This window comes from Bacillus sp. FSL W8-0848 (genome assembly GCF_038007805.1).
GTDB classification, from domain to species: domain Bacteria; phylum Bacillota; class Bacilli; order Bacillales; family Bacillaceae; genus Bacillus; species Bacillus glycinifermentans.
This window is the reverse complement of record NZ_JBBOYB010000001.1, coordinates 3,053,876-3,078,604: the sequence shown is the minus strand read 5'-3', so window position 1 is coordinate 3,078,604 and position 24,729 is coordinate 3,053,876. Positions and strand designations below refer to the sequence as shown.

Sequence of the window (24,729 nt, the reverse complement as noted above, 5' to 3'; positions counted from 1 at the left end):
TGAATGAGTTACAGCAAACGTGGATATAGCTAAGAATAATGTGCATATAGGAGATGAAACTGTATGAACGTATTTCGGATGGCCACGATTGCTGTGCTCATCGTTTTGCTAACCGGCTGCCAGGCGGCGCCCGGGGCATATCCGGAGGGCCGGAAGGCGGCTATAGAAGATGCGCCCGTTTCAGATGTAAAAAGCGTACCGTTCGATTTGTTTGCGCTGAAGGTAAACTACGGGGACGGAAAACACAATACATTTGAAGCAAGATACCAGAAAAAGGAGCACGAAGAAGCTGAAATCAAAGACAAATTGAATGATGCGGACCGTGAAGGGGAGGAAGCCTTAAATGAAATGAAAATGGTGTTAAGTGAACTCCCGGTGTCCAAATCTGAAAAAGAATCGGCAGTCATTCGCAATGTGCTGGAGGCATTTAACCTTGATGAAGGATATGACCGGTTTCAGCTGAAGGTGACATGGCCCGACGGAACGTCAAAAGTATATATCGGCAAATCGTAAAGGAGCATCCTCTCTTATGAGGGATGCTCCTTTCGGTTTGCATTCGCCGTTCGGCTGTGAATGTCTTTACGATTTGAGAAAATATGTTTCGATGTCATCGAGAAACAGGTTTGCCGCTTTTACGCCGCCGGCCGTCGTCCAGATGGCATCGTCTACTTCGTGCGCATTTCCTGATTTAACGGCATTCAGCTTTTTCCAAAGCGGATCGCTCGTCCAATCGTGTTGCCATGTGAGCGCGTCTTTTTTGCTTTCAGCCGGCTGATATGTGAAATAAAACAGGACATCCCCGTCCATTTCCGGAATCGATTCTTTGCTTTCGGTCATAAAAGCAAATTTGTCTTTTTGCTTTTCAAACAGCATTTTCTGCTTGTCCGGGAAATCGAAGCCAAGCTGTTTCAAAATGATTCCCGGGAATGAGTCTTCATAATAAATCCTCGATTGGCCGGCCATAAATCTGATGACGGAAACCCGTTTCTTTTTCTTGTCGCCGAGCTTTTCGCTTAAGTCGCTGACGCGTTTATCAAAGTCCTTTAACACTTCTTTTCCTTTAGCCTCTTTGTTGACCGCTTTCGCATAGAGCGAGAAGTTGTCTTTCCATTCGCCGCGGAGCGTTTCGGAGAAAACCGTAGGCGCGATTTGGCTCAGCTTGTCATAAATTTTTTCCTGCCTCATTTTATTCCCGATGATTAAATCAGGCTTCAGTTCGGCGATCGCTTCGATATTCGGCTGGCCTTCGAGCCCGACTTCTTTAACGCCTTTCATCTCATCTTTGATGTGGCTGTACCATGGATCGCCCGTCCACGATTTGACCGCGCCGACCGGCTTAATCCCGAGTTCAAGCAGCGCTTCCGTTCCTTCATTTGTCAGTACGACGACCCTTTTGGGATTGGCCGGAACTTTAGTCTCAGTGCCCATCGCGTGTTTTACGGTTATCGTATCCTTGCTTTTACCGCCTGACGAGTCCTTTTGGTTGCCGCCGCTGCATGCAGCAAGGATTGAAAGCGTTAACAGAGAAGTGAATCCAATCATTAACCACTTTTTCATGCGCGTCCTCCTTAGAGTGAAAATCATTTTCATTCTGATCTTAATTTTGACGAAGAATTTTGTCAATTGTTAATTGAAAATGATTTTCAAGATCAGTGTAATCTGATACAATAATGAGTAGATTGTGGAGTTAAAGTAGGAGAATTGAAATATGCTCTTTACGACAAATAGATATAGAACGATCGCACTACTGGCTTTCATTTTGATTTTAATCGCCGCTGTTTGCTCAAGCATCGTCTATGGCTATACCAATACGTCCTGGACGACGGCCTATAAAGCGTTTACCGATTTTAACGGTTCAAACGAGCACCTCGTCATACAAAACGTGCGTTTGCCGCGCGCCCTGATCGCCGCAGTTGTAGGCGCTTCACTCGGCGTTGCCGGGGCTTTGATGCAGGCGATGACGAAAAATCCCCTCGCATCACCCGGGATATTCGGCATAAACGGCGGAGCCGGCTTTTTCGTGGTCGGCGCTCTGTTTTTCTTTCATGTCGGTTCGCTTCAGGCGATAGCGTGGATTTCGTTTTTGGGCGCAGCATTTGCTGCTTCAGCCGTCTATTTTATCGGCTCACTCGGAAGGGAAGGCTTGACTCCTGTGAAGCTGACTCTTGCCGGAGCGGCAATGACGGCATTGTTTTCTTCATTGACGCAGGGAATGCTGTCAGTCAATGAAGCGGCTTTAGAGCAGGCGATCTTTTGGCTCGCCGGATCTGTGCAAGGACGCGACCTCAGTCTGCTGACCTCTGTCCTGCCGTACATCGTGCCGGCGTTCATGATCAGCTTTTTGCTGGGTTCCAAGATTAATATTTTGACAATGGGAGAGGACGTGGCCAAAAGCCTCGGGCAAAAGACGTGGCTGATCAAAGCGCTGATGGCGCTGTCGATCATTCTGCTTGCCGGCGGATCGGTGGCGGTTGCCGGACCGATCGGTTTTATCGGCATTGTGATTCCTCATTTTGCGAAATACATCGTCGGCCATGACCATCGCTGGGTGCTTCCTTATTGCGCCGTGCTGGGTGCGATTTTGCTCGTCACCGCCGATATCGGCGCGAGGTATCTGATCATGCCTGAAGAGGTGCCGGTCGGTGTCATGACTTCAATCATTGGAATCCCCATTTTTGTGTACATAGCGAGAAGGGGGTTCCAAAATTGAAAAATTACCGTACACTTCGGATCGGAAAAGGCGGCGTTTCCTTTTTGATCGGCAAAAAAGCGCTGTTTTCACTTATCGTTTTATTGCTGGTTACCGTGTTTGCCGTCGTAGTCAGCGCAGGTGTCGGCGAACGGTTTATATCACCGGGCACCGTCATGCGGACGTTTTTTGGCGTCGGTGATCCTGCGGATGAGTTGATTATCATGTCATTCAGGATGCCGAGGATTTTGGTCGCCTTGTTTGCGGGAATCTGTCTGGCTGCGTCCGGTGCCGTTCTTCAAGGACTGATCCGCAACCCGCTTGCATCGCCCGACGTCATCGGCGTTACGGGCGGAGCAGCTGTACCCGTTGTCTTGTTTCTCATGCTGTTTTCCGACGGCACTGGCGCGCTGACCGTCAGCATCGGCTGGCTCCCTGTCGCCGCGTTTATCGGTGCGGCTTTGGCTGGAATGCTCGTTTATTCTCTGTCTTATAAAAACGGCGCCTCGACTTTTCGGCTTATATTGATCGGCATCGGTTTTTCGATGCTGGCCCAGTCTTTGACGACGCTGTTTATGATGAAAGGTCCAATATACAGAATGTCGCAGGCAAATGTTTGGATTACCGGATCAGTATATGGATCGAACTGGCAGGATGTGCACTTTTTAATCCCGGCGGCGCTCATTCTTTTGCTGGTATGCGCTGCAGCTGCCAGAAGCGTCAACATTCAGACGCTCGGGGAAGAATTGGCGACGGGTGCGGGGAGCTCCGTTCAGCGGAACCGCTTCCTGCTCCTTCTGCTCAGCACTGCTCTTGCCGGAATTGCTGTCGCTTTTGCCGGAACCGTCGGATTTGTCGGCCTGATGGCGCCTCATATCGCAAGACGGCTTGTCGGCTCTTCATTTGGCGCCCTCTTGCCGGTCGCATCGCTGATCGGCGGATTGCTTGTGCTGACGGCTGATCTCATCGGCAGAACGCTGTTTTCTCCCGTTGAAGTCCCAGCCGGCGTATTCACAGCCGCGATCGGCGCCCCTTACTTTATCTACTTGCTGTATAAAAGCAGAAACCAATAAAAGGAGAGATTTCATTCATGAGTGCCATTTCAACAGAAACGTTAAGCTTAGGTTATGGAGAAACGATCATTATTGATGAGTTAAACTTAACGATACCAAAAGGTGAAATCACTGTATTTATCGGCAGCAACGGCTGCGGTAAATCAACTCTCCTTCGGTCTCTCGCACGTTTGATGAAGCCAAAGGGCGGTTCCGTGCTGCTGGAGGGAAAATCGATCGCCAAGCTTCCGACAAAAGAGGTTGCGAAAGAGCTGGCCATTCTACCTCAAGGACCCGCAGCCCCGGAAGGCTTGACGGTTCTCCAGCTCGTCAAACAGGGAAGATATCCTTACCAAAACTGGCTGAAGCAATGGTCGGCAGAAGATGAAGAAGCCGTTAATAAAGCATTAAAAGCGACAAGAATGGAAGAGCTCGCAGAGCGCACGGTCGATTCGTTGTCAGGCGGCCAGCGCCAGCGCGCCTGGATCGCGATGACGCTCGCCCAGGAAACGGACATCATTTTGCTGGACGAACCGACGACATATTTGGATATGACCCATCAAATCGAAATTCTTGACCTGCTTTTTGAATTAAATGAAACCGAAAAGCGTACAATTGTGATGGTGCTCCACGATTTGAACCTCGCCTGCCGCTATGCTCATCATTTGGTGGCCATCAAGAATAAGCAGATCTACGCGGAAGGCAGGCCTGAATCGATCATCAACTGCCAGCTTGTGCAGGATGTATTTGAAATGGACTGCGAAGTGACGAGAGACCCGCTTTTCGGCACGCCGCACTGTATTCCGTACGGCAGGGGAAGATGCATCGTTCAGCAGGTGGTTGAGTCCCATGCTTAATTTAACAGAAAAGGAGCTTGAGTCTTTGCTTCGTTTCGGCCTGGGAACGAAGCGGACCGGCTCCTTATTGTCTGTAAAAGGTGACCGGCTTTTACATGCCGGTTTTTTAAAGCGGTATCTGGGGAAGATGAAAGGCGGGCTCAACGCCCCGAATGAGAAAGTCGCCGCTTCTTTAATGATGAAACGCTGCGGGATGATGACGGCGCTTCATTTTTACCTTTTTACCGTTTGCGGAAAACGTTTGCCGGCTGATCCTTCCTTGATGTCATGGGAAATTGACGACGGAGGCCAAGGGTGGGCGCCGTCGTTTTACTTTGAACATGAAGCGGAAATCGTTCAAGAAAACCGCAGGCAGGAGCTTGAAAAACTGACGGAAGGCGTTTTTAAACATCATGTGGATAAGCTGATAACCGCCTGTTTTCAGGCATGCTCGATTTCAAAAAAGATTCTCTGGGAAAATATTGCGGTTTATCTGTTTTGGATGTATGAAACACTGCAGACGGAAATTTCCGATCAGGAACTGAAAAAACGGGCGGAACAGGATTTTTACTACATATTGTATGAAGCAGAGCCGGACCTTTTTGGAACAGACGTATGTGAAAATCCGCTAGCAAAGTTTTATCAAGGGCAAGACGCGGAACAGACCCGCTCAACCTTCTGCTTGTATTATGCAACGGACAAAAGCGGCGCAACCTGCAGTACATGCCCGAGAAAAAAGCAAAAAGAAAGGGTGTCATGATGGAGCAGAAGCTTCGGGAGCAGCTTGACGGATTAGTTGAAAAATATACGGAGCTGCTTTTAGGAGAGACGGATGAAGAGCTTCAGGAGCAGGTGAAGATGTGGATCATTTATACGCATATCGCAAAAAGCATGCCCCCGCTTGCAAAGCATTGGAATCAAGCATATCCGGATGCAAAGCAGGGGATAAAAGAAGTAATCCAAAGCATCAAAAACATGAATGAAGCGCATCGCGCCAATCGGGAAAAATAAGCAGAGAAATCTCCCCGAGGATCTCTGCTTATTGGTTTTGCTGATAAGGCGACTGGCTTTGAAGATCTGCCTGAAACTGCTGGTATGTCTGCTGGATCTTTTGCCCGTCTTCCGCCTCCACTTTGTACCAGCCGTTTTGAAACATCACCTCGTATAATCTCCGCTGCGCGTTTTGCGCTTCATTGAAAAGGGTCTGGATTCCCTTATAAAGCGATTCATGGCTAAGTTCATTCAACGCTGTGGAGTATGCGGAAGTGATATATTTTTCGGTTGTCAACAACTCATTGACAAAATCCCTGTCATTCATTGCACTCGTTTTTGGAACCGGTGTTTCCTGGTTGCCGATTTTCTGCTGGTTTTGCTGGTTCATGTTTTGCCCCCTCCTATTGCATATACCCTGAAGGATTATCGTTCTGCCCTTGACGAAGATGGTTGAGGATCGCGTTGTAGTGGCTGTGGTGCATTTGACCGACACGATCAAGCTCTGCTTTGAGCGACTGATCCTGACACTGCTCCGCCATAAAATGAGCTTTTTTCATCGCAAGCAAGTTCCAGTTCAGCATATCCTGCAAATACAAATGATCCTTCGTCGAAATCACGGGTGGCGGTGCTGCCATTCCCTGCTGCTTCTGCATAGTGATGCCTCCTTTTTAAATATTGTTTTCAATGTTCTTCTGGACCATCCATATTATGTTTTTTATACTGCTGATTCTGGCTTGTCCGTTTGCCGCCCGCATCTTCTTTTTTGTAATCAGGCCCTGCGCTTCCTTTCATGCTTGCGGCGCTGACTGCAGCAGAAGAAGGGTTCTTTCTTTCGCGTACCATGCCTTCACCTCCTCTGTATAAGCGTGTCCTAAAAGCGGTGAAACATGTAAGATGCGGAGTTGCCTGCACCATGAAAAAATTTCTGACATTTTCCATCAAGACTATTGAACTCATTTCCAAAATCTTTTAAGATGGAAGAAGACAGGGGAGTTTATTTTTTTGGAGTAAAAATGAATGAGTGTTCATTCAAAAAAGGTGAGGGAGGATCATTCATGGTCAAGCATATTCGAAAAGCCGCAGTTTTAGGATCAGGGGTCATGGGATCGGGAATCGCGGCTCATTTAGCCAACATCGGCATTCCTGTGTTAATGCTCGATATGGTTCCGCGTAAATTAACCGAAGAAGAAGCGAAAAAAGGCCGCACCCTTCAAGACCCGGACGTTCGCAACCGGCTGGCGAGAACGGCCGCCGAAAGGCTGCTGAAGCAAAAGCCGGCTCCGCTGACTTCCAAAAAAAACATCGGCTATATTCGTACGGGAAACATGGAAGACGATTTTGAAATGATAAAAGAGGCTGACTGGATTATCGAAGTCGTTGTTGAAAACCTGGACATCAAAAAGCAGGTGTTTGCCAAAGTCGATCAGTACAGAAAACAAGGAAGCATTGTCAGCAGCAACACATCGGGAATTTCCGTCAAGCAAATGGCCGAAGGAAAGTCAGACGATTTCAAAAGGCACTTTCTGGGCACCCACTTTTTCAATCCGGCCCGTTATTTAAAGCTGCTTGAGATCATTCCGATAGAAGAAACCGATCCTGACGTTCTTTCGTTTATGAAAACGTTCGGGGAAAATGTGCTTGGCAAAGGGGTCGTTGAAGCGAAAGACACGCCGAATTTTATCGCTAACCGCATCGGAACGTACGGACTTCTCGTGACGGTCCAGGAGATGCTGAAAGGCGGCTATTCTGTAGGCGAAGTGGACTCCATAACAGGCCCTCTCATCGGACGGCCGAAAAGCGCGACATTCAGAACGCTGGATGTCGTCGGTCTTGATACGTTTTCACACGTAGCCAAAAACGTGTACGACCAGGTTGAAGGAGAAGAACAAAAGGTTTTCCGGCTGCCGGAGTTCATTGAAAAAATGCTTGAAAACGGCTGGATCGGCAGCAAAGCAAAACAAGGCTTTTATAAAAAAGAAGGAAAAGACATTTTTGAGCTCGATCCGATGACGATGACATACGGAAAACGCAAAAAATTAAAAACGCCTGGACTTGAAGCGGCAAAGCAGGTCAAAGGATACGGGGCAAGAATGAAAGCGCTTGTTTACTCTGATGACCGGGCCGGGGCCCTGCTGTGGAATATAACGGCGCCCACCCTTGTGTATTCGGCGGCCCTGACAGGCGAAATCGCCGACAGCATAACGGCTGTCGACCAGGCAATGAAATGGGGGTTCGGCTGGTCTGAAGGACCTTTCGAAATGTGGGACAGCATCGGTGTGAAAGCTTCGGTTGAGAAGCTTGAGGCCGGCGGCTGGCAGATTGCGGATTGGGTCAAAGAGATGCTCGATAAAGGGCATGAGTCATTTTACCTTCGGGAAAATGGAAAAACGTTTTTCTATGATATGAAGAGCGGCGAATATCGGGCGCTTCACGAAAATAAGAAAAACATCCATCTGTCTGCCATCAAGGAGACAAAGGGCGTCATCAAGAAAAACAGCGGCGCCAGCTTAATAGATTTGGGCGATGATGTCGCACTGCTGGAATTCCATTCAAAAAGCAATGCGATCGGCTTTGATATTATCCAAATGCTGAATGCTGCGCTCGATGAAGCGGATGCCAATTATAAAGGGCTTGTCATCGGCAATCAGCGCAAAAATTTCTGCGTCGGCGCCAATCTGGCGATGATGCTTATGGAAGCCCAGGACGAAAATTATGTTGAAATTGATATGATCATCCGCAAGTTTCAGGAGACGATGATGAAAGTAAAATACAGTTCCAAGCCGGTTGTCGCCGCTCCGTTCGGCATGACGCTCGGCGGAGGAACGGAGCTGTGCCTTCCGGCTGCACGCGTACAGGCATCGAGCGAAACGTATATGGGCCTTGTAGAAACAGGAGTCGGCCTGATCCCCGGGGGAGGCGGCAACAAAGAGCTTTACTTGAACCATTTCAAAGGGGTTCCTAAAGGAGCCGGGGCTGACATACAGCAAGCGGCAAATCACACGTTCGAAACGATTGCGCTGGCGAAAACGTCGACATCTGCGCAAGAAGCGAAGGAATTAAATATATTGACGGTGCAGGATCAAATCAGCATGAACCAGGATCATCTTTTGTATGATGCAAAATCGCTTGTCCTGACGCTCTATGAAAACGGCTATCGTCCTCCGGTCAAGGAAAACGTCCGGGTCGTCGGAGAAACAGGCTACGCCGCGCTCCTCCTCGGTGCGGAAGCATTGAAGCTGTCCGGGGCGATATCGGATCATGATATGAAAATCGCGAAAAAGCTGGCGTTCGTCATTGCCGGCGGAAGGGTCCCGTTTGGCGCGGAAGTTTCCGAAGAATATTTGCTCGATCTGGAAAGAGAAGCTTTTCTGAGTCTTGTGGGTGAACCGAAGTCCCAGGCGAGAATGCAGCATATGCTTGTAAAAGGCAAACCTTTGCGTAATTAGGAGGGAGAAATTATGAAAGAGGCAGTCATTGTGTCAGGAGCGAGAACCCCGGTCGGAAAAGCAAAAAAAGGTTCATTAAGAACGGTCCGCCCGGATGATTTAGGAGCGCACGCCGTCAAAGAAACATTGAAAAGAGCCGGCGGGTATGATGGGAATATTGACGATTTAATTATCGGCTGCGCCACTCCGGAAGCCGAGCAAGGGTTGAACATGGCCCGCAACATCGGCGCGCTTGCCGGCCTTCCCCATACCGTCCCGGCCGTAACGATCAACAGGTATTGTTCTTCAGGTCTTCAATCGATCGCATACGGAGCCGAAAAGATCATGCTCGGCGGAGCGGACACGGTCATTGCCGGCGGAGCGGAATCGATGAGCATCGTGCCGATGATGGGCCATATCGTCAGACCGAACGCGGCTCTGGCCGAAACGGCTCCCGAGTACTATATGGGGATGGGGCATACAGCAGAGCAGGTTGCCACGAAATACGGCGTGTCCAGGGAGGATCAGGACGCCTTTGCCGTCAGCAGCCACCAAAAAGCGGCAAAAGCGATAGCTGAAGGAAAATTCGCGGAAGAAATCGCCCCGATGGAGATCACCGTCAGAGAAGTGGACGAAAATCATCAATTACAGGAAAGAACGTTTACATTTTCCGTCGATGAGGGCGTACGTCCGCAGACGACGGCTGAAGTCCTTTCTGCATTAAAGCCGGTATTTTCCGCAAAAGGCACCGTCACCGCGGGCAATTCTTCGCAAACGAGCGACGGAGCAGCCGCCGTCATGCTGATGGACAAAGAGAAAGCGGATGCACTCGGCCTTCAGCCGTTTGCCAAATTCCGTTCCTTTGCCGTCGGCGGCGTTCCGCCTGAAGTGATGGGGATCGGCCCTATTGAAGCCGTACCGCGGGCGCTGAAGATGGCGGGGCTTGAACTGAAAGACATCGGCTTATTTGAATTGAATGAAGCCTTTGCCTCACAGGCCATTCAAGTCATCAGAGCGCTTGGAATTGATGAAGAGAAAGTCAACGTAAACGGCGGAGCGATCGCACTCGGACATCCGCTCGGCTGTACCGGTACAAAGCTGACGCTTACGCTCATTCACGAAATGCGCAGAAGAAACGTCCAATTCGGCGTTGTGACGATGTGCATCGGCGGCGGCATGGGAGCTGCGGGCGTATTCGAATTAGTCTAAAAAAGGGGATGGGAACATGGAACAAACAAAGGATCTTATGAAAAAAGGCGGCGCTTTTCTGGTGGAAGACGTAACCGCTGATCAGATGTTCACACCGGAAGATTTCACAGACGAACATAAAATGATCGCCAAAACGACTGAGGATTATATTCTCGGCGATGTACTCCCATATATCGACGACATTGAAAACCACCATTTCGAGCACTCTGTCAGGCTCCTGAAAAAAGCCGGCGGGCTCGGACTGCTCGGCGCCGATGTCCCTGAAGAGTTCGGCGGGCTCGGCCTTGATAAAATCAGCTCAGCTTTGATCACTGAAAAATTTTCGCGGGCCGGAAGCTTTTCGCTGTCCTACGGCGCCCATGTCGGAATCGGGACGCTGCCGATTGTGTTCTTCGGGACGCAGGAGCAAAAAGAAAAGTACCTTCCGTCGCTTGCATCAGGGGAAAAGGTTGCCGCTTATGCATTAACAGAGCCGGGTTCGGGCTCTGATGCGCTCGGGGCGAAAACGACGGCTGTGCTGAATGAAGCGGGGACTCATTATATATTAAACGGCGAAAAGCAATGGATCACCAACTCCGCCTTCGCCGATGTGTTTATCGTGTATGCAAAAATAGACGGGGAGCATTTTTCGGCATTCATCGTCGAAAAAGACTACGAAGGCGTTTCAACTGGCCCGGAAGAGAAAAAAATGGGCATTAAGGGATCTTCGACTCGCACGCTGATTTTAGACCAGGTGCACGTTCCGAAAGAGAACCTATTAGGCGAGCCGGGAAAAGGGCACGTCATCGCGTTCAACATCTTAAATATCGGCCGCTACAAGCTTGCCGTCGGAACAATCGGCGCCTCCAAACGGGTGATCGAGCTGTCGGCCGCTTATGCAAATCAGCGCCGCCAGTTTCAGAAGCCGATCTCAAGCTTCAGTCTGATCGGCGAAAAAATCGCGAACATGTCAACAAGGCTGTATGCAATGGAAAGCTCCGTATACCGGACAGTCGGACTTTTTGAAGACAAAATGGGTACCTTGAGCGAAGAGGATCAAAAAGACGGCCGCCAGGTTGCAAAATCGATTGCCGAATATGCGATCGAGTGCTCGTTAAATAAAGTGTTCGGTTCTGAAACCCTTGACTATATTGTCGACGAAGGCGTACAAATCCACGGCGGATATGGATTTATGCAGGAATACGAAGTCGAGCGGGCATACCGCGATTCCCGGATTAACCGAATTTTTGAAGGAACGAATGAAATCAACCGCCTTATCGTTCCTGGCACATATATGAAAAAAGCGCTGAAAGGCGAGCTCCCGCTTTTCGAAAAAGCTAAAGCGCTTCAAGAGGAACTGATGATGCTCATGCCTGAAGAACCGGGCGGCGGTGTTTTGGAACAGGAAAAATACATCCTGAAAAACGCCAAAAAAATTGCGCTTCTCATCGCAGGGCTTGCCGCGCAGAAATACGGGAAAACCATCGATAATGAGCAGGAAATTCTCGTGAACATCGCCGATATTGCCAGCCAGGTGTACGCCATGGAATCGGCTGTCTTAAGAACAGAAAAAGCGGTTCTTAAAGACGGTGAGGAAAAACATCCGCAGAAAATCCTTTACACGCAAATATTCACGCAGGAAGCGTTCCAGGAAATCGAAAGCCATGCTAAAGAATCGTTAATCGCGATGGAATCCGGAGATTCGCTGCGGATGATGCTTGCCGCTCTCCGCAAGCTGACCCGCTTTACACCTGTCAATGTCATTGAGAAAAAACGCCTGGCAGCCAAGGCAGTCTTTGAAGCGGAGAAATTCATCGTGTAAATCAAAAACGCCCCGTTCATACAGCGGGGCTTTTGCCTTGGCGAAACAATTGTTTTAGGCTTTTAAAACAATCTGTGTTAAAATAGCCTCGGATAAATGAAGAGGGGTGTATAAGATGGCTTTAGACTTTTATTGGTACCCGAAATGCGGAACGTGCCGAAAAGCGAAAAAGTGGCTCGAGGACCACGGCAAAGAGGTAAATGGGATACATATCGCAGAACAGCCGCCGAGTAAGGAGAAGCTGAAAGAGCTTTATGAAAAGAGCGGTCTCGAATTAAAAAAATTCTTCAACACAAGCGGGCAGAAATACCGGGAACTTGGCTTAAAGGACAAGCTTCAAGGCATGTCAGAAGACGAGCAGCTTGAGCTTCTGGCTTCCGACGGAATGCTGATCAAACGCCCGATCACGGCTGACGGAAAAAAGGTAACGGTCGGTTTTAACGAAGATCAGTTTAAGAGATACTGGTTATAGTACGTGAAAATATGATATCTTCAATGTAAGACGATTAAAACAATTCTTGGAGGGATTAGCATGAGCACACCGAAAGAACTGCGCTATTCAGAAGAGCATGAATGGGTCAAAACAGAGGGAGACAAAGTAAGAATCGGTATCACCGATTTCGCGCAATCCGAGCTTGGAGACATCGTCTTCGTCGAGCTGCCTGAAGTAGGAGCCGAAATTAAAGCGGACGAGCCTTTCGGCAGCGTCGAGTCTGTTAAAACCGTTTCTGAATTGTATGCGCCGATCAACGGGAAAGTTGTCGAAGTGAACGGGGAGCTGGAAGACAGCCCGGAATTCGTCAATGAGTCTCCGTATGAGAAAGCATGGATGATTGTCGTTGAACCGGCTGACGCTTCAGAAATCGACAGCCTGATGACAGCAGAACAATACGAAGAGATGACAAAAGAGGACTGATAAAGGATAATACCCTGTCATTTGGATACTCTAAAGCAGGAGGGGGTATCCAAATTGACGCTGGGAAAAGAGAAAATCGATATTACAGAGCATGTTCAAGGCCGTTTTAAAGAGGGCGGCATGCAGCTGTATTATGACAATGAACCGATCGGCCGCATGACCGGCATGGATCAATACGATTTAAAATCCGGATACTCTTTCCAGGATCAGAAATTTTACAAAATGGCTGATACTGTAAAGAAACCGGACGCAAAATATGTGGATTGTGATGATCATCAAGGCTGGTGCTGACCGGCCTAGGCGGTGAGTATTCACTGCCTTTTTTTGGAATGAATCTATTTTTCTATTAAAAGGTGATCCAAATGCCGGAAATTGAAAAAGTCGTAATCGTAGAGGGCAAAACCGATAAGCTTAAAGTGAAGCATGTCAGCGGAGAGCCGCTTGACATCATCTGTACAAACGGTACGATCAGTCTCTCCAGACTCGATGAGTTTGCCGAAACGCTGTATGACAAAGACGTATATATACTGGTCGATGCCGACGACTCCGGAGAAAAGCTGCGCCGGCAGCTGAAAAGGGAATTGCCGGAAGCTTCCCATCTTTACATTGACAAGGTCTACAAGGAAGTTGCTGCAGCTCCGAATCACCACGTCGCAGAGGTTCTTTTCAGGGCGAATATCCAGGTGGATACGAAATATTTATGATTAAAAAAGTATTGAGGTGCGGTTCAACTTATGCAGGAACTCCAGGAAAGAGATTTAAAACAGCTTGGCAAAGAAACCTGTCTTTTGTATTTATATACCCCGTTCTGCGGAACATGTCAGCTTGCCGGCAGAATGCTGGAAGTCGTTGATGAAATGCTAGCAGATGTTCCATTCTACAAAAATAATCTCAACTATTCCCCGACGTTTGCCAAAGAAAATGAAATCGAAAGTGTGCCATGCTTCATTCTTTATAAAAACGGCCAAATCGTCAAAAAAGAATACGCTTTTCACTCCGTTTCCTATTTATATGATACGATCAAACAAAATGCTGTTGATTAAGGCGCTTTTTGACATATTTCTCGGGAAATATTCCTCAAAAACTTGTCGAGCAAATCATAAAGGACTCCCGCTGTATACAGAGAATCTGTAAGTATGACCAATTGACAGGAGGTTATACAGTTGGAGAAAATAGGATTGGTAGAAAGAGAGGAACGGGCTCCTTTTTTAAAACCTCTATTATCAACAACAGCTTTGCTGATCACCTTTAAGGGAGAAAAAGAAGCTTTTACGTTAATGATCAATGAACGGGGAGAAATGGAAAAATCTACTCCTGTTGAAAAAGCTCATTTGACTTTTTTTGGAGAGCAAAGCGAAATTATTGACCTTCTTCATGGAGACATCTCACTGCAGAATCTTGTTCAGCGCGGCAAGATCAAAGTAAAGGGATCTTTCAGGGCTTTATTGAAGCTTGAAGCGATATTGTGGCTGACTGACGGATTCTTCAAAAACAGCGACCTTTATCCATAGACATTTGTTGAAAAATTGACACATGATACAACATATGACCGGGACGGCGGGCTGTCGGTATGCCCGTCTTTTTGCTTTTTGCCGGGCGATCGGATAGGACATTCGTCTTACGAAAAATAGTTGACAACTATTTTTCTGCATGATATTCTACTTGAAGAATTCCGATCATAATTATCAAAAATAAATATATGATTCTCTTATCAAGAGAGGTGGAGGGAAGTGCCCTATGAAACCCGGCAACCATCAACAACCGTTGAAATGGTGCCAATTCACGCGAAGCGTCATGCTTTGAAAGATGAGAGAAAGGCCGCGACTTTTAATAGCCTTTCTGCTCATGTGTGCAGAAAGGCTTTTTTCATAAACATGATTGGACCTCGAAGAATAGAGCAAGAAAGCAGGTGATGGCTTTGATAAATCTTCAAAACGTTTCAAAGGTTTATCGGTCAAAACATGGAGATGTCAACGCTGTCCAAGATGTCACCCTCAGAATAGGAAAAGGTGAAATCTTCGGAATTATTGGATATAGCGGAGCCGGAAAAAGCTCCTTGATCCGTCTGTTGAACGGGCTTGAAAAGCCGACTTCAGGCACTGTTGAAGTAGCGGGCAGGGTAATCAGCCAAATCAAAGGGAAAAGCTTGAGGGAAGCGCGGCAGGAAATCAGCATGATCTTCCAGCATTTCAACCTTTTATGGTCGAGGACGGTCCGCGACAATATCGCGTTTCCGCTCGAAATCGCCGGCGTTGGCAAAGAGCAGCGCTTAAAAAGAGTCGCTGAACTAATCAAGCTCGTCGGTCTTGAAGGAAAGGAGAACGCCTATCCTTCCCAGCTGAGCGGAGGACAGAAGCAGCGGGTGGGCATCGCAAGGGCGCTCGCCAACAATCCGAAAGTTCTCCTTTGCGATGAAGCGACATCAGCGCTTGATCCGCAGACGACTGACTCGATCCTGGGCCTTCTGTCTGATATCAACGAAAGGCTGGGGCTGACCATCGTCCTGATCACCCATGAGATGCACGTCATCAGGAAAATCTGTCACAGAGTAGCCGTTATGGAAAACGGCAGGGTTGTGGAAGAAGGCGACGTGCTGAACGTCTTCAGAAAGCCGAAGGAAGACATAACAAAGCGCTTTGTCCAGCAGGTGACAGAACCGGAAGAAACAAAGGAAACGTTGCAGCATTTCCTTGAGGAAACGAAAACCGGTCAGACGATCCAGCTTACATTTGTCGGCGAAGCGGCCGAAACGCCGCTCATCACGCAGATCATCCGGAAATTTGACGTTGAAGTCAACATCCTTCAAGGGAAAATTTCGCAAACACAAGACGGCGCTTACGGATCTTTATTCATTCATGTGGACGGGGATGACAGCGAAGTCAGCCGGGTGGTCGATTTCATTAAGAGCCGCCAGGTAGAAGCAGAGGTGATTACAAATGTTTGAGAAACTGTTTCCTAATGTGAATCTGGATAACCTGTGGAATGCGACATACGAAACGGTTTATATGACGGGCATATCGCTTTTGTTTGCGTTTATCATCGGAATCATTCTCGGATTGCTGCTGTATTTGACATCGAAAGGCAACATTTGGGAAAACAAGGTGATTAATGCTGTGATCTCAGCTATTGTCAACGTTTTCCGGTCGATTCCGTTTATTATATTAATTATTATTTTGCTAAGTTTCACAAAATTTATCATGGGAACGATTTTGGGGCCGAATGCGGCTTTGCCGGCGCTGATTGTCGCATCCGCACCGTTTTATGCCCGCCTTGTTGAAATCGCGCTGCGCGAAGTCGATAAAGGCGTGATCGAAGCGGCGAAATCGATGGGTGCAAAAACGTCGACGATCATTTTCAAGGTTCTCCTGCCGGAATCAATGCCTGCACTCATTTCAGGTATTACGGTTACGGCGATCGCGCTCATCGGCTCAACGGCCATGGCCGGTGCGATCGGCTCCGGAGGGCTCGGAAACCTCGCATATGTCGACGGTTTTCAGATGAATTGCAACGATATTATTGTCATTGCAACGATTTTTATTTTGGCTATCGTATTTATCATCCAGTTAATTGGGGATTTTATAACAAATAAACTAGACAAACGTTAGGGAGGCTATTCAAATGAAAAAGAGTTTATTGATTGCTGCTTTGCTCATCGTTTTTGCCGGCATTTTGTCAGCATGCGGTTCTTCCAGCAGCGAAGGCGATAAAGACAGCAAAGTCATCGTCATCGGAGCGACGCCGACACCGCATGCGGAAATTCTAGAAGAAGCTAAACCGCTTTTGAAGGAAAAAGGCTATGATCTTCAAATCAAGAAGTTCACTGACTACAAACTGATTAACAAGGCGCTTGCATCAAAGGATCTTGACGCAAACTACTTCCAGCACGTTCCTTATCTTGAACAAGAAATGAAAGAAAATAAAGACTATGACTTAGTAAATGTCGGCGCGGTTCACCTTGAGCCATTCGGCATCTATTCCAAAAAGTACAAATCTCTAAAAGATCTTCCTGACGGTGCGACGATCATCATGAGCAATAACGCCGCAGAGCAGGGCCGTATGCTGTCAATGCTTGAAAAAGCCGGTTTGATCAAATTAAAATCCGGTGTCAAAAAAATCGATGCTACGGTTAAAGACATTACAGAAAACAAGAAGAACCTGAAAATCAAAAACAATGTCGCGCCTGAAATGACGGCAAAAGCTTATGAAACCAATGAAGCAGACGCTGTATTCATCAATGTGAACTACGCGATCCAAAACAAGCTGAACCCGAAAAAAGACTCCATCATGCTTGAGTCACCAAAAGACAACCCTTATGCAAACATCATCGCAGTGCGCAAAGGCGACGAAGACTCAGCGAAAATCAAAGCGCTGATGGAAGTGTTGCATTCAGACAAAATCAAAGATTTCATCAACAAAAAATATGAAGGTTCAGTGCTTCCTGTATCTGAATAAAAGCGAGCCCCGGTTACAGCCAAACCGGGGTTTTTTCGCGTATTTTCCGAAAAGTTGTCCATAATAAAGAAAAAATCTAAACACAAATGGAGGAAGTACGCGTGAATCAGCAACAACCAGACAATATCATCGAAACGGCACTGCACGAATATAAGGCGGGAATCGGCATCTTTTCCGAGAAAATGCCCGGAATCGCTTCAAAGTACAATGAATTTACACAAGAATGCTTTAAAAAAGGCGTGCTCGGCGAAAAGGAGAAACAGCTGATTGCACTGGGCATCAGCATCAGCTCTCAAGACGAATATTGCATCATCTATCATATAAAGGGGTGTCTCGACAGCGGAGCGACAGAGGAAGAAATTCTTGAAGCCGTCGGCGTTACCGCCGCATTTGGCGGAGGAGCAACGATGAGTCAGTCCGTCACCCTCGTCTTGCAGGCGATAGAAGAATTCAAGCAAATGAAGCACTGACTAAAGCCTCCGGGCATATGCGCAGCGCATTCATCTTTGTCTATTGCGTGCATCAGCTGGTACCATGTAGAAAAGTAGCTGAAAGGATGATTCATTATTTGCTCAGTCAGGGAGCAGCTTGATCTTGAATTTACGGCGGACATGGAAAAAGCGATGCACACGTCGCACGGCCTCGGCTACGGGGAATATGCGAGAAGCCGGGCAGTGCGTTTGGAAGTAGAGAAAAAGCGTGAAGCAGAGTACGAAAAAAGCAAGCAAATCGTCTTGCAAATAAATGTGACAGGGTAACGGGAGGACGGATATCATTCCGTCCTTTCGCATGCCCGGCTCATGAAAAAACCTGGTTGACGAATACAAGAGACAAAGATAAAATTAATATATGAACATATGATCATATATAAAGGAGGAGTTTATAATGAGTCATTCCCACGACCATGGAAGCCACAGCCATCACCATGCCCACAACGCAAACAGAAAGGCGCTGCTTATCAGCTTCGGCCTGATTTTCACCTTTATGGTGGTCGAATTCATCGGCGGAATGCTGACAAACAGCCTTGCCCTTTTGTCCGATGCCGGACATATGCTCAGTGATGCAGCAGCGCTTGGATTGAGCCTCTTTGCCCTGACGTTTGGAAAAAAAGCGGCAAATGCCAGCAAAACATACGGGTACAAGCGATTTGAGATATTGGCCGCCTTTATAAACGGCATCGCATTGCTTGCGATCTCATTTTATATTTTTTGGGAAGCGTACCATCGCTTTTTCAGCCCGCCTGAAGTTGCAAGCGCAGGCATGCTTGGGATTGCGGCCATTGGCTTGCTCATCAATATAGCGGCTGCCTGGATGTTAATGAAAGGCGATACGAGCGGAAACTTAAACTTGCGCAGCGCCTTCCTGCATGTACTCGGGGATCTGCTCGGCTCTGTCGGCGCGATCATTGCCGGCCTGTTGATGCTGTTCTTCAATTGGAATATCGCCGATCCGATTGCAAGCGTCATTGCGGCTCTCCTTGTACTTGGAAGCGGCTGGCGTGTTACGAAAGATTCGGTTCATGTATTAATGGAAGGAAAGACGGAGCATATCGACATCGAACGGCTTAAAAACGGCCTTTTGTCAATCCCGTCGGTAAAAGGCGTACATGACCTTCATATTTGGTCGATTACGTCGGATTTTCCGTCTTTAAGCTGCCATGTGGTCGTCAGCGAGGACGGTGACAGGGATAGAATCTTGCATCAAGTATCAGACTATCTAAAGAAAGAATTTAAACTCGAACATGTGACACTGCAGATTGAAGGAGAAAACCATTCCCATTATCATCCGTGCAATTGAGAACGCACCGCCCCCATCAAGGGGGCGGCTTTAAAGACTTCGCCCCGCATTTCTCCTTTTCTAAAACGATCCCATTATTGGATGAATCTGTATTCGTAAAGTTTCTTTCCGTAATCTCTTTAAGAAAAAAGCAATTTTTGTTACACTTTAGAACATGTACACGAAAAAGGTCAAAAAGACTTTTGTTGTATTCACTTTTCATTTGTTATAAAATTAGAATGAGAATAAATTGAGAATGATGATTATTTATATTGGAGGTATATTTCATGGCTGCTTCGACTTTAACAATCAAAGATCTTCACGTTGAGATTGAAGGGAAAGAGATTTTAAAAGGTGTAAACCTTGAAATAAAAGGCGGGGAGTTCCATGCTGTCATGGGACCGAACGGTACAGGTAAATCGACTTTATCTGCGGCGATTATGGGACACCCGAAATATGAAGTAACGAAAGGCAGCATCCTGCTTGACGGTGAGGATGTACTTGAGATGGAAGTGGACGAGCGCGCCCGCGCCGGCCTGTTTTTGGCAATGCAGTATCCGAGCGAAATCAGCGGTGTAACGAACGCCGACTTTCTTCGATCTGCCATCAATGCACGCAGAGAAGAAGGCGATGAAATTTCATTAATGAAATTTATCCGCAAAATGGATGAGAACATGGAGTTTCTTGAAATGGACCCCGACATGGCGCAGCGCTATCTGAACGAAGGATTTTCAGGCGGGGAGAAAAAACGCAACGAAATTCTTCAGCTGATGATGATTGAGCCTAAAATCGCGATCCTTGACGAGATCGACTCCGGATTGGACATCGACGCTCTTAAAGTCGTTTCAAAAGGCATCAACAAAATGCGCGGCGAAGACTTCGGCTGCCTGATCATCACGCACTATCAGCGTCTCTTGAACTACATCACGCCTGATTACGTGCACGTCATGATGCAAGGCCGCGTCGTTAAATCAGGCGGACCTGAGCTTGCACAGCGTTTGGAAGCTGAAGGATACGACTGGATTAAGCATGAGCTTGGAATCGAAGACGAAACTGTCGGTCAAGAAGCGTAAGCGTTAGGGGGATAAACATGACACTCGAAACAAAACTATCTGTAGACCGGGAATATGTCAAAAGCTTCTCTGAGAAGCATCAGGAACCGGCTTGGCTGCAGGACCTGCGCTTAGAAGCGCTTGAAAAAGCCGAAGAGCTGCCGCTGCCTAAGCCTGACAAAACCAAAATTACAAATTGGAATTTCACGCAGTTTAACAAGCATATTGTAGAAAATAAACCGCTTGATTCCTTGGATGATCTTTCAGATGAAGTGAAATCGCTGATCGATCTTGACAACGAAGACAAGACGCTTTACATTCAGCGGGATCAAACGCCGGCGTATTTGTCGCTCTCCAAAGAGCTGAAGGACAAAGGCGTGATCTTCACAGATATTCATACAGCATTCCGTGAACAAAGCGACCTTGTCAAAAAGTATTTTATGAAAGACGGCGTAAAAGTCGATGAACATAAATTAACAGCGCTGCACGCGGCTCTTGTGAACGGCGGAGCGTTCCTTTATGTTCCGAAAAACGTTGAGCTCGAAGCTCCCGTTCAAGCCGTTTATGTCCATGAAAGCAATGACACGGCCCTTTTCAACCATGTGCTTGTCGTAGCTGAAGACAACAGCTCTGTGACATATGTAGAAAACTACATCAGTACGGTCAACCCTAAAAAAGCGGTGTTTAACATCGTCTCAGAAGTGATCACCGGCGCAAACGCCCGCGTGCAATACGGCGCGGTAGACAATCTGTCTTCAGGCGTGACGGCGTATGTAAGCCGCCGCGGCGCAGCCCTCGGACGCGACAGCAAAATCGAGTGGGCGCTCGGTCTGATGAATGATGGAGACACCGTTTCGGAAAACACGACAAATCTGCATGGAGACGGCACGTTCGGCGACACGAAAACGGTTGTCGTCGGCAGAGGAGAGCAGACTCAAAACTTTACGACGCAAATCATTCACCACGGAAAGCATTCAGAAGGCTATATCTTAAAGCACGGCGTCATGAAGGATTCCGCATCTTCGATCTTCAACGGCATCGGAAAAATCGAACACGGCGCGTCTAAATCAAATGCGGAGCAGGAATCACGCGTCCTTATGCTGAGCGAAAAAGCGCGCGGCGACGCGAACCCGATTCTTTTAATCGATGAAGATGACGTTACCGCCGGCCATGCTGCATCTGTCGGCCGCGTCGACCCGGTTCAGCTCTACTATTTAATGAGCCGAGGGATTCCGAAAGAAGAAGCAGAGCGTCTCGTCATCTACGGATTCCTTGCACCGGTCGTCAACGAACTTCCGATCGAAGGCGTGAAGAAACAGCTCGTCTCCGTGATTGAAAGGAAAGTAAAATAATGAATGTCAAAGATATTCGCGAACAGTTTCCGATTCTCCACCAACAAGTCAATGGGCACGACCTCGTCTATCTGGACAGCGCGGCTACATCGCAAAAGCCGCGTGCCGTCATAGACGCGCTCGATCAGTATTACAAATCTTATAATTCTAATGTCCATCGCGGCGTTCATACACTGGGTACGAGAGCTACCGATGGATATGAAGGAGCACGTGAGAAGGTCAGGAAGTTTATCAACGCGAAATCGATGCAGGAAATTATTTTTACGCGGGGCACGACAACAGGCCTGAACACAATTGCGCTAAGCTATGCCCGCGCCAATCTCAAGCCGGGCGACGAGATCGTGATTACGCCGATGGAGCATCATGCCAACATCATTCCTTGGCAGCAGGCGGCGAAAGCGACCGGCGCAGAACTGAAGTACATTCCGCTTCAGGAAGACGGCACCATTTCATTGGACGATGTCAGAAAAACGGTGACCGCCAACACGAAAATCGTATCTTGCGCACACGTGTCAAACGTTCTCGGGACGATTAACCCGATTAAAGAAATCGCAAAGATCGCCCATGAAAACGGTGCAGTAATGGTCGTTGACGGCGCGCAGAGCACGCCGCATCTGAAAATCGACGTACAGGATCTGGACTGCGATTTCTTCACCTTTTCCGCCCACAAAATGTGTGGTCCGACCGGAATTGGGGTACTGTATGGAAAGAAAGCTTTGCTCGAAAACATGGAACCGGCGGAATTCGGCGGAGAGATGATCGATTTTGTCGATCTTTACGAATCAACCTGGAAGGAGCTCCCTTGGAAATTCGAAGCGGGCACCCCGATTATCGCGGGTGCGATCGGATTGGGAGCGGCGATTGACTTCCTGGAAGAAATCGGGCTTGACGCCATTTCAGAACACGAACACCGCCTGGCTTCATATGCGCTCGATCGTTTTAAAGAGCTGGAAGGCGCGACTGTCTACGGACCCGAACACCGCGCAGGCCTTGTGACATTCAACATCGAAGACGTCCATCCGCACGATGTCGCAACCGTGCTGGATGCGGAAGGAGTCGCAGTCAGAGCCGGCCACCATTGCGCACAGCCTTTGATGAAATGGCTGAATGTTTCCGCTACTGCAAGAGCAAGCTTTTATCTGTATAATACAGAAGAAGATATCGACAAACTGATTGCAGCTCTTCAGAAGACAAAGGAGTATTTCACAAATGTCTTTTAATGTGAACTTGGATACACTGTACCGGCAGGTGATTATGGATCACTACAAAAACCCGAGAAATAAAGGGGTTTTAAACGACAGCATCGTCGTTGACATGAACAATCCGACATGCGGTGACCGAATCAGGCTGACGATGAAGATTACGGACGATAAAGTAGAAGATGCAAAATTTGAAGGTGAAGGCTGCTCCATTTCCATGGCGTCCGCTTCAATGATGACGCAGGCGATCAAAGGAAAAGACGTGGAGACAGCCCTTCAGATGTCACATATCTTTTCAGACATGATGCAGGGCAAGGACTATGACGATACGATCGATCTGGGCGACATCGAAGCCCTTCAAGGCGTATCAAAGTTTCCAGCCCGAATCAAATGTGCAACCCTTTCATGGAAAGCCCTCGAAAAAGGCGTTGCCAAAGATGAAAGCGATAATGAATAAGATTGGAGTGAAAATGGATGGCTAAAAAAATGCCGGATATCGGCGAATATAAATACGGCTTTGCCGACAAAGACGTTTCCATTTTCCGTTCAGAGCGGGGACTGACAAAAGAAATCGTTGAAGAAATTTCACGCATGAAAGAAGAGCCGGAGTGGATGCTCGATTTCCGCCTGAAATCTCTTGAACATTTCTATAACATGCCAATGCCTCAATGGGGCGGAGATTTAAACTCTTTGAACTTTGACGAAATTACGTACTATGTAAAACCTTCCGAGCGTTCAGAAAGATCATGGGACGAAGTGCCGGCAGAAATCAAAGAAACGTTTGACAAGCTGGGCATCCCTGAAGCTGAACAAAAGTATTTGGCCGGGGTTTCCGCGCAATATGAATCAGAAGTCGTGTACCACAACATGAAAGAAGACCTTGAGTCTCAAGGAATCATCTTTAAAGATACGGACAGCGCCCTTAAGGAGAACGAGGACATTTTCCGCGAACACTGGGCAAAAGTCATTCCGCCGACAGACAACAAATTTGCGGCGCTTAACTCAGCGGTTTGGTCAGGAGGATCATTCATTTACGTGCCGAAGGGCGTAAAAGTGGATACCCCGCTGCAAGCATATTTCCGGATCAACTCTGAAAACATGGGGCAGTTCGAACGGACGCTGATCATCGTCGATGAAGGCGCGCACGTTCATTATGTCGAAGGATGTACTGCACCTGTCTACACGACGAACTCGCTTCACAGCGCGGTCGTTGAAATTATCGTCAAAGAAGGCGGCTACTGCCGCTATACGACGATCCAAAACTGGGCGAACAACGTCTTTAACCTCGTTACAAAACGCGCTGTTTGTGAAGCAAACGCGACGATGGAATGGATCGACGGAAACATCGGTTCCAAGCTGACGATGAAATACCCTGCCGTCATCCTGAAAGGCGAAGGCGCGCGCGGCATGACGCTTTCTATCGCTCTTGCAGGCAAAGGCCAGCATCAGGACGCGGGTGCGAAAATGATCCACCTTGCGCCGAATACGTCATCAACGATCGTGTCAAAATCGATCTCAAAACAAGGCGGAAAAGTCACATACCGCGGAATCGTCCACTTCGGACGCAAAGCGGAAGGCGCCCGCTCAAACATCGAATGCGACACGCTGATCATGGACAACAAATCAACTTCAGATACGATTCCTTACAATGAAATCTTAAACGACAACATTTCATTGGAGCACGAAGCGAAAGTTTCAAAAGTATCTGAAGAGCAGCTCTTCTACTTGATGAGCCGCGGCATTTCCGAAGAAGAAGCGACGGAAATGATCGTCATGGGCTTTATCGAGCCATTCACAAAAGAACTGCCGATGGAATACGCGGTTGAGATGAACCGGTTGATTAAGTTTGAGATGGAAGGGTCTATTGGTTAATAGAGTAAAAAACCCGTCACATAATTGTTTGTGACGGGTTTTTCTTATGCACTTTTTATATCCCTTTTACCACTATTGCGGTGCTTTTGAACTGAGATTTTCTGA

The 24,729-nt window shown here is 47.8% G+C and carries 30 protein-coding genes and 1 riboswitch; of the genes, 26 read left to right on the top strand and 4 right to left on the bottom strand.

Annotation, left to right across the window (positions count from 1 at the left end; genetic code table 11):
- Positions 1 to 63: 63 nt before the first annotated feature.
- Positions 64 to 513, top strand: a complete 450-nt coding sequence (locus NSQ39_RS16285; RefSeq protein WP_046130218.1) for a YusW family protein — start codon at positions 64 to 66, stop codon at positions 511 to 513.
- Positions 514 to 579: 66 nt separating this feature from the next.
- On the opposite strand, the gene NSQ39_RS16280 is transcribed toward NSQ39_RS16285, so the two are convergent.
- Entirely contained in the window at positions 580 to 1,557 is a 978-nt protein-coding gene (locus NSQ39_RS16280) for an ABC transporter substrate-binding protein (RefSeq protein ID WP_175075456.1), read from the bottom strand.
- 151 nt (positions 1,558 to 1,708) lie between these two features.
- Between NSQ39_RS16280 and NSQ39_RS16275 the strand changes: the two genes are divergently transcribed.
- The 5 genes from NSQ39_RS16275 to NSQ39_RS16255 are packed head-to-tail and all read left to right on the top strand — an operon-like array spanning position 1,709 to position 5,588.
- On the top strand, positions 1,709 to 2,710 hold the full coding sequence (locus NSQ39_RS16275) for a FecCD family ABC transporter permease (protein WP_046130216.1): 1,002 nt from the start codon (positions 1,709 to 1,711) through the stop codon (positions 2,708 to 2,710).
- Positions 2,707 to 3,762, top strand: a complete 1,056-nt coding sequence (locus tag NSQ39_RS16270; protein ID WP_175075455.1) for a FecCD family ABC transporter permease — start codon at positions 2,707 to 2,709, stop codon at positions 3,760 to 3,762. The genes NSQ39_RS16275 and NSQ39_RS16270 overlap by 4 nt, the downstream gene beginning before the upstream one ends.
- Before the next feature lie 17 nt (positions 3,763 to 3,779).
- Positions 3,780 to 4,598: an ABC transporter ATP-binding protein gene (locus NSQ39_RS16265; protein ID WP_046130214.1), complete on the top strand. Its 819-nt coding sequence runs from the start codon at positions 3,780 to 3,782 to the stop codon at positions 4,596 to 4,598.
- A complete protein-coding gene (locus NSQ39_RS16260) occupies positions 4,591 to 5,337 on the top strand; it encodes an IucA/IucC family C-terminal-domain containing protein (protein WP_175075454.1) in 747 nt (248 codons plus the stop codon). Before NSQ39_RS16265 ends, NSQ39_RS16260 begins: the two co-directional genes overlap by 8 nt.
- The gene (locus tag NSQ39_RS16255; protein ID WP_175075453.1) at positions 5,337 to 5,588 is read left to right on the top strand and encodes a YusU family protein; all 252 of its coding nucleotides are present in this window, start codon (positions 5,337 to 5,339) and stop codon (positions 5,586 to 5,588) included. Before NSQ39_RS16260 ends, NSQ39_RS16255 begins: the two co-directional genes overlap by 1 nt.
- A gap of 28 nt (positions 5,589 to 5,616) precedes the next feature.
- Here NSQ39_RS16255 and NSQ39_RS16250 read toward each other — a convergent pair whose 3' ends face one another.
- The 3 genes from NSQ39_RS16250 to NSQ39_RS16240 are packed head-to-tail and all read right to left on the bottom strand — an operon-like array spanning position 5,617 to position 6,413.
- Positions 5,617 to 5,958 carry a spore coat protein gene (locus NSQ39_RS16250; RefSeq protein ID WP_046130211.1) on the bottom strand — a complete coding sequence of 114 codons (342 nt, stop codon included), beginning with the start codon at positions 5,956 to 5,958 and terminating at the stop codon, positions 5,617 to 5,619.
- A gap of 13 nt (positions 5,959 to 5,971) precedes the next feature.
- Positions 5,972 to 6,223 (bottom strand): hypothetical protein, encoded by a 252-nt coding sequence (locus NSQ39_RS16245; RefSeq protein ID WP_175075452.1) that lies wholly within the window; start codon positions 6,221 to 6,223, stop codon positions 5,972 to 5,974.
- Positions 6,224 to 6,251: 28 nt separating this feature from the next.
- Entirely contained in the window at positions 6,252 to 6,413 is a 162-nt protein-coding gene (locus NSQ39_RS16240; RefSeq protein ID WP_082094071.1) for a YuzL family protein, read from the bottom strand.
- 212 nt (positions 6,414 to 6,625) lie between these two features.
- On the opposite strand from NSQ39_RS16240, the gene NSQ39_RS16235 reads away from it, so the two are divergent.
- The 20 genes from NSQ39_RS16235 to sufB all read left to right on the top strand — a co-directional run bounded on the left by NSQ39_RS16235 (position 6,626) and on the right by sufB (position 24,624).
- A complete protein-coding gene (locus NSQ39_RS16235) occupies positions 6,626 to 9,016 on the top strand; it encodes a 3-hydroxyacyl-CoA dehydrogenase/enoyl-CoA hydratase family protein (protein ID WP_341015962.1) in 2,391 nt (796 codons plus the stop codon).
- A 12-nt stretch (positions 9,017 to 9,028) separates the two neighbouring features.
- Positions 9,029 to 10,204 carry an acetyl-CoA C-acetyltransferase gene (locus NSQ39_RS16230; RefSeq protein WP_175075450.1) on the top strand — a complete coding sequence of 392 codons (1,176 nt, stop codon included), beginning with the start codon at positions 9,029 to 9,031 and terminating at the stop codon, positions 10,202 to 10,204.
- 16 nt (positions 10,205 to 10,220) lie between these two features.
- Positions 10,221 to 12,005, top strand: coding sequence for an acyl-CoA dehydrogenase family protein (locus NSQ39_RS16225; protein WP_175075449.1), 1,785 nt, complete (start codon positions 10,221 to 10,223; stop codon positions 12,003 to 12,005).
- 115 nt (positions 12,006 to 12,120) lie between these two features.
- Positions 12,121 to 12,477, top strand: a complete 357-nt coding sequence (locus NSQ39_RS16220; RefSeq protein WP_046130206.1) for an arsenate reductase family protein — start codon at positions 12,121 to 12,123, stop codon at positions 12,475 to 12,477.
- A gap of 60 nt (positions 12,478 to 12,537) precedes the next feature.
- On the top strand, positions 12,538 to 12,921 hold the full coding sequence (gcvH, locus tag NSQ39_RS16215; RefSeq protein WP_046130205.1) for a glycine cleavage system protein GcvH: 384 nt from the start codon (positions 12,538 to 12,540) through the stop codon (positions 12,919 to 12,921).
- 54 nt (positions 12,922 to 12,975) lie between these two features.
- Positions 12,976 to 13,212 carry a YusG family protein gene (locus NSQ39_RS16210; protein ID WP_175075448.1) on the top strand — a complete coding sequence of 79 codons (237 nt, stop codon included), beginning with the start codon at positions 12,976 to 12,978 and terminating at the stop codon, positions 13,210 to 13,212.
- Positions 13,213 to 13,283: 71 nt separating this feature from the next.
- Positions 13,284 to 13,625, top strand: coding sequence for a toprim domain-containing protein (locus NSQ39_RS16205; RefSeq protein WP_175075447.1), 342 nt, complete (start codon positions 13,284 to 13,286; stop codon positions 13,623 to 13,625).
- A 30-nt stretch (positions 13,626 to 13,655) separates the two neighbouring features.
- Positions 13,656 to 13,964: a thioredoxin family protein gene (locus tag NSQ39_RS16200; protein WP_046130202.1), complete on the top strand. Its 309-nt coding sequence runs from the start codon at positions 13,656 to 13,658 to the stop codon at positions 13,962 to 13,964.
- 120 nt (positions 13,965 to 14,084) lie between these two features.
- Positions 14,085 to 14,432, top strand: coding sequence for an SCP2 sterol-binding domain-containing protein (locus tag NSQ39_RS16195; protein WP_046130201.1), 348 nt, complete (start codon positions 14,085 to 14,087; stop codon positions 14,430 to 14,432).
- Positions 14,433 to 14,626: 194 nt separating this feature from the next.
- Positions 14,627 to 14,734, top strand: a riboswitch (SAM riboswitch).
- 105 nt (positions 14,735 to 14,839) lie between these two features.
- Complete coding sequence (metN, locus tag NSQ39_RS16190) at positions 14,840 to 15,865, top strand: methionine ABC transporter ATP-binding protein MetN (protein ID WP_175075446.1); 1,026 nt, start codon at positions 14,840 to 14,842, stop codon at positions 15,863 to 15,865.
- A complete protein-coding gene (locus tag NSQ39_RS16185) occupies positions 15,858 to 16,526 on the top strand; it encodes a methionine ABC transporter permease (RefSeq protein WP_046130199.1) in 669 nt (222 codons plus the stop codon). Before metN ends, NSQ39_RS16185 begins: the two co-directional genes overlap by 8 nt.
- Positions 16,527 to 16,539: 13 nt before the next feature.
- Positions 16,540 to 17,373 (top strand): methionine ABC transporter substrate-binding lipoprotein MetQ, encoded by an 834-nt coding sequence (gene metQ, locus NSQ39_RS16180; protein WP_175075445.1) that lies wholly within the window; start codon positions 16,540 to 16,542, stop codon positions 17,371 to 17,373.
- Positions 17,374 to 17,459: 86 nt separating this feature from the next.
- Positions 17,460 to 17,843, top strand: coding sequence for a carboxymuconolactone decarboxylase family protein (locus tag NSQ39_RS16175; RefSeq protein ID WP_175075444.1), 384 nt, complete (start codon positions 17,460 to 17,462; stop codon positions 17,841 to 17,843).
- Between the two features lie 141 nt (positions 17,844 to 17,984).
- Positions 17,985 to 18,131: a hypothetical protein gene (locus NSQ39_RS16170; protein WP_164918177.1), complete on the top strand. Its 147-nt coding sequence runs from the start codon at positions 17,985 to 17,987 to the stop codon at positions 18,129 to 18,131.
- 127 nt (positions 18,132 to 18,258) lie between these two features.
- The gene (locus tag NSQ39_RS16165; RefSeq protein WP_175075443.1) at positions 18,259 to 19,170 is read left to right on the top strand and encodes a cation diffusion facilitator family transporter; all 912 of its coding nucleotides are present in this window, start codon (positions 18,259 to 18,261) and stop codon (positions 19,168 to 19,170) included.
- Positions 19,171 to 19,436: 266 nt separating this feature from the next.
- On the top strand, positions 19,437 to 20,222 hold the full coding sequence (gene sufC, locus NSQ39_RS16160; protein ID WP_175075442.1) for a Fe-S cluster assembly ATPase SufC: 786 nt from the start codon (positions 19,437 to 19,439) through the stop codon (positions 20,220 to 20,222).
- Between the two features lie 17 nt (positions 20,223 to 20,239).
- Positions 20,240 to 21,553 (top strand): Fe-S cluster assembly protein SufD, encoded by a 1,314-nt coding sequence (gene sufD, locus NSQ39_RS16155; RefSeq protein ID WP_175075441.1) that lies wholly within the window; start codon positions 20,240 to 20,242, stop codon positions 21,551 to 21,553.
- On the top strand, positions 21,553 to 22,773 hold the full coding sequence (sufS, locus tag NSQ39_RS16150; protein WP_175075440.1) for a cysteine desulfurase SufS: 1,221 nt from the start codon (positions 21,553 to 21,555) through the stop codon (positions 22,771 to 22,773). The genes sufD and sufS overlap by 1 nt, the downstream gene beginning before the upstream one ends.
- On the top strand, positions 22,763 to 23,209 hold the full coding sequence (sufU, locus tag NSQ39_RS16145; RefSeq protein ID WP_175075439.1) for a Fe-S cluster assembly sulfur transfer protein SufU: 447 nt from the start codon (positions 22,763 to 22,765) through the stop codon (positions 23,207 to 23,209). The genes sufS and sufU overlap by 11 nt, the downstream gene beginning before the upstream one ends.
- Positions 23,210 to 23,226: 17 nt before the next feature.
- A complete protein-coding gene (sufB, locus tag NSQ39_RS16140) occupies positions 23,227 to 24,624 on the top strand; it encodes a Fe-S cluster assembly protein SufB (protein ID WP_046130191.1) in 1,398 nt (465 codons plus the stop codon).
- Positions 24,625 to 24,729 lie beyond the last annotated feature (105 nt).